Raw genomic sequence first — 4304 nt, 5'->3', positions numbered from 1 at the left:
GTGGTGGGAGTGTGTGAACCACGGCGTCAGAGCGCGTGCGGTTCCCACGCTTCCCCCTTGTGCTGTCCGGGACACACGTCCCGTTATCTGACCGTTACAAAGTACAGAGCCGACGTGCCGTGCACCACCCGAAGAGAAACCATTTTGCAAGAAGTTTCCGCGATGTTCACCCAGCACCGTATATTCACGCCAGGGCTAGGTGACGTTGCATTCAAAGCGCTTTCTCTGCCTATGAATCTCGCTTGAGACGCCGACCTTGAAGGCAACGTTTTCCTCCTGCGGCGCATTGCTAGGAGACGACTAAGGCGTCGTGGCTCCCGCTGGGTCATGCCACTGCGGGGGCCGGTGTGCTTGGGGTGCGCTGCTTTTAGGCTTTCTTGTCGCGATACGGATTCGCAACCTGCGCCACGCTGGTCCACGTGTCGGGGGTGACGAGGAATGTGACGGCCTCGTTATCCCAGAACACGCGAGTTTCGATGCCCTTGGTTTCCGCGTCGTACGTGAAAAAGACGACGGCGATGTCGAAGGGCCGATCATGTGATCGGGCCTCCACATATCGAACAACAGGAACTTCGAGAATTTTGCGAGAGAACACGCCGTGAGTGAAGGCGCCGTTCTTCAAGTAGAAAATTGGATCGACTTGCTGAAGCGTGAGACCGTCGAGACCGTCGGCGACTGTGAAGACCGCGGTGAACGCATCCCACTCGCCAATGAAATCTTGAACGTCGAGTTGGAGGGCTTCCGCAAGCTCCCGGAGACGCTTATCCTCGTCGCGAGAAAGGCTACTGCTATCGTGCGAGGGGCTTTGGGTCATTGCTTACGTAGCTCCTCTGCGAGTTCGAGGAGGTCCTGAGCGCTCACGGGTTGCTCGTCGCCTCCAAAATTGTCCACGTAATTGTAGGTAAATGTGTCTTGCTCGAGGTCGAACCGGGCGACGAGAGTTGCGGCCCTGTCTTTGTGCACCTGCTTTTCGAGAAAGACCTCGAGCAGGAGCTTTCGTTGGTCCCTGCCGAATGCAAGGTTCACCATGTAAGGATCCTTGCCTGCAAACTTCGCAAGTGAAGTGTCATACAGCTGACCTGACTTCGTGTGAACAAGAAATGTGGTCAAGACTTCGAGGTGGTCGGTCTCTTCGAGGCCATTGCGGACGCAATATTCAAAACGCTCTGTGGGTGTACCCGCCCAAGGGGCATGGATCGCAGTCATACGTGAATCCTATCGGTTCTTAGAGGTAGCTCGACGGAAGTTCCTACAGTTGCCTGATCCAATTGAGTGGAGCCGGCTCGCCGATCGGAACGAGCACTTTTCGTTTGGCATCGACGTGGGAGTCCTACTGAGCGCAACGTGTATATTTGGCGCTCCGAACTTGCGAAGCTAAGGTCTCTAGGGGGCCTCTTCTCCTCGGTTCAATGATTACTGTTTTGTGGCTTGAGATCCTGATGCAGACCGCGTTGGAGCTTTAGCGCCATCAGGGAGTAGAGGGGCTAAGACTCGGGGATGGGTGAAAGTGCCCGGTCCGCACCTAGAATTGCACCCCTTTGCGAGCTTGCACTCGCTTAGGTACTCAATTGATGTCGAAGGTAGGCACATTACCGCAGCGCTATTTGAACGGATCGAATTCGAGGAAGTTCGTAGAACCGAACGCCGAGGCATGAGCGGTTTGAACATGGTGCAAACTTTTGGCTATATAAAGGGCGCAGCCCCGAGAGGCGCCTTAGCTCGATGCCAAAGACGCTCTCGGGACTGCTCACGCTGTGACTTTTACATCTCGTTCTACGGAACGAGCTGCTTAGCCGCGGGGTTCGCGGCAAGGAAGTCCTCGTATGCCTGGTCAGCCCGGTTCTGGGCAAAACCTTCGGGGTCGTCAGCAAACGCGCGCACCGCATCGCCGTCGACTCCATCGATTGCTGAGATCTGGTCGATGACCTCGTTGCGGAACTCGAAGAAGTCGTGGGTTGCTGCGTTGCCAAGCGTTTCCAGGGCATCCGAAACCGGATCTGCGGGACGCGGTGCCGGTGCTGGTGCTGGTGCCACGGGCGCGGGCGCCGGCTCGGGTGCTGGCGCAGGGGCGGGTGCCGCCGGAGCGGGTGCCGGTGCTGGCTGGTCGACGGGTGCCGGGGCTGGTGCTGGTGCCACGGGTGCCGGTGCTGGCTGGTCGACGGGTGCCGGGGCCGGTGCGGGTGCCACAGGTGCCGGCGCAACGGGTGCCGGTGCGGGCGCAGGCGTCGGAGCTGCGGGTGCTGGCGCAGGCGCTGGAGCCGGCTGTTCGGTGGGCGCTGGAGCCGGCTGTTCGGTGGGCGCTGGAGCCGGTGCAGGTGCGGAAGGAGCCGCACCTTGCTCGCCCGGGGAACCGTAGGCCTCTTTCAGGGAGTCGTAGATACCGTTATTGAACGATTCGCGCATCGGGTCCTCGTACGCCTTCTTAACCGCGTCGTCCAGACCCTTCCGTACAGCTTTCTCGCCCGGCTTCGTGAGCTTCTTGGCGACAACGCTGCCAGCTTTCAGCTCGACGCTGAGGCCACCCGTCACCACGGTGGGGGCAAGACCGCCGAGCGTGTAGGCCGGGTCGTGGGCCGTTTCGGTGGCCCACTTCCTCAGCCATGCTTCACCGTGGATGGCAGCGGAGGGGTCTGCTTTTCCTGCGAGGGCGTCGTATGCGTTATCGGTTGCCCAATCAAACGCCGTATATGCGCCATTAGCTATGGAACCGTCTCGCACACCTGCCTGAATGGAGGGGGCCAACGCTTGGGCAGTTCCAGCCGCGGCCAATGATTGCATCCCAGGAATAGGAAACATCATTGGGGCCATTTGAAGCCAAAACTGCCTGTGAGACCCGCTGCCTTCACCAAAAAAGTAGTTCTTGAGATCGCCTCGATGGTTCCAAAGATCGGTAACGTTGAAGCGAACTGTGCCAACGACGAGCTTTGGCATACCAATAATGGCGTCAAAGATGCCTTTGAAGAAGCTTCCACCTAAAACGCCACTCCATGCTGCTTCGCCGGTATTTGGATTGATTGTTTCAGCGAGAATGGAATTGGCAAGATCTCGATCTGCTTGTTGGACTTTGAGCTTGAAGAGGTCAACCGCACGTTGTGCTGCATCGAGCATTCTTTGGGCCTCAGCGAGCGCCCTCTCGCGCTCCTCGTTAAATTTTTCGCGAGTCTCGCCCTCATTGTCCGGATCCGGCTCTTCGACAGTCTCAGGCATCGCCAGTGCCTCTTCGTACTTCGCGTTGGCTGCGTCGATTTCCGATTCGATCTGCGCTTTTTCTCGCTCGAGATCAGAGAGCGTTTGGGCGTACGAATCGAGAGCGTCTTGAACGTTCTTGGTGCGTTGCTCTAGTCCGGTGGCGGCTTCTGCGGGGGTCTGGAATACCTGTTGAACCTGGCCACCTTCGGGTGCCTGGTAGGAGGCGGCAACGTTCGTCCAGCCGTACTTGGCCTCATCGATGATGGACTTATTGAGCATGCCGATCGCTGTGAATTTTGCGCCCAGCTGGCTTACGTTGCCGGGATCATCCAGCTCGGGGAGATCAGACTTTGAAACCATGATTTACTCCAGGGGTCTACTTCTCGATGGGGTACGGGCCGTAAGGGCGCTGCTCCGCTTCCCGTGCGTCTGCAAATGAATTAGCTAGCATCTCTTCGGGGCTGCTCGCGTAGTTGGCTTGGCCCATCGGGTTTTCTGGTGTGCATACTCCGGGACCACCGCCATTGGCCTCGTTGTACCTGTCCAGATTTGTCATGCGACCTTTGCCTTCGGCGGCGGCTGCGTTGCTGTTACTGTTGTCAGCCATCTCAGAATCGCCGCTCATGTAATAGCGCATTCCCTCGCTCGCGTGTTCAAGGTTCTTGTTGGAGCGTCCGCGGCCGTAGTTCACTTCGCTGCGCACGTAAAGCTCTAGGCACGAGTTTGCCGCTCCGCGACTAAGAGTGCTGTGTTCGAGCGCTTGGCTGGCGAAATCGAGTGCTTCGTCCACAAGAGCGTAGACACCGTTGAGATTATCGAGGGTGCGCTGAGCATCTTGGACTCGAAAAAAGTACTCGTTCGGCGTCAGGCTGAAGTGTGTTCCAGTCAATGGGTTTCCCCCCATGTTTTTGAGTCGTATCTGTCCCGCCGCGCAGTGTTGGCTTTGAAGTCGTGCATGCCCGAGGTGATGTGTGGGCGACTCTTGTGGCGAGTGGTCAAACGCCCTGCCGCCGCTGGGGCGGCAGGGCGTTGGTGGTGTGGTGGTGTTAGCCGATGTTGGCGACGGCGCTGGCGGCGCGTTGTTGGGCGCTGGTGGCGGTTTCGTCGTTCTTGCC

The 4304-nt window shown here is 58.4% G+C and carries 4 protein-coding genes; all 4 read right to left on the bottom strand.

Features of this window, described 5'->3' with window-relative positions:
* Positions 1-367: 367 nt before the first annotated feature.
* Positions 368-814: a hypothetical protein gene (locus E6X30_RS10235; protein ID WP_070435429.1), complete on the bottom strand. Its 447-nt coding sequence runs from the start codon at positions 812-814 to the stop codon at positions 368-370.
* Entirely contained in the window at positions 811-1029 is a 219-nt protein-coding gene (locus E6X30_RS10230; RefSeq protein ID WP_141740587.1) for a hypothetical protein, read from the bottom strand. Before E6X30_RS10230 ends, E6X30_RS10235 begins: the two co-directional genes overlap by 4 nt.
* A gap of 744 nt (positions 1030-1773) precedes the next feature.
* Entirely contained in the window at positions 1774-3549 is a 1776-nt protein-coding gene (locus tag E6X30_RS10225; RefSeq protein ID WP_316336191.1) for a hypothetical protein, read from the bottom strand.
* 16 nt (positions 3550-3565) lie between these two features.
* Entirely contained in the window at positions 3566-4078 is a 513-nt protein-coding gene (locus tag E6X30_RS10220; protein WP_070435621.1) for a hypothetical protein, read from the bottom strand.
* Between the last annotated feature and the right edge of the window lie 226 nt (positions 4079-4304).

It is taken from the genome of Dermabacter sp., from assembly GCF_032550575.1.
GTDB lineage: Bacteria > Actinomycetota > Actinomycetes > Actinomycetales > Dermabacteraceae > Dermabacter > Dermabacter hominis.
This window is presented reverse-complemented; position numbering and strand designations above follow the sequence as displayed.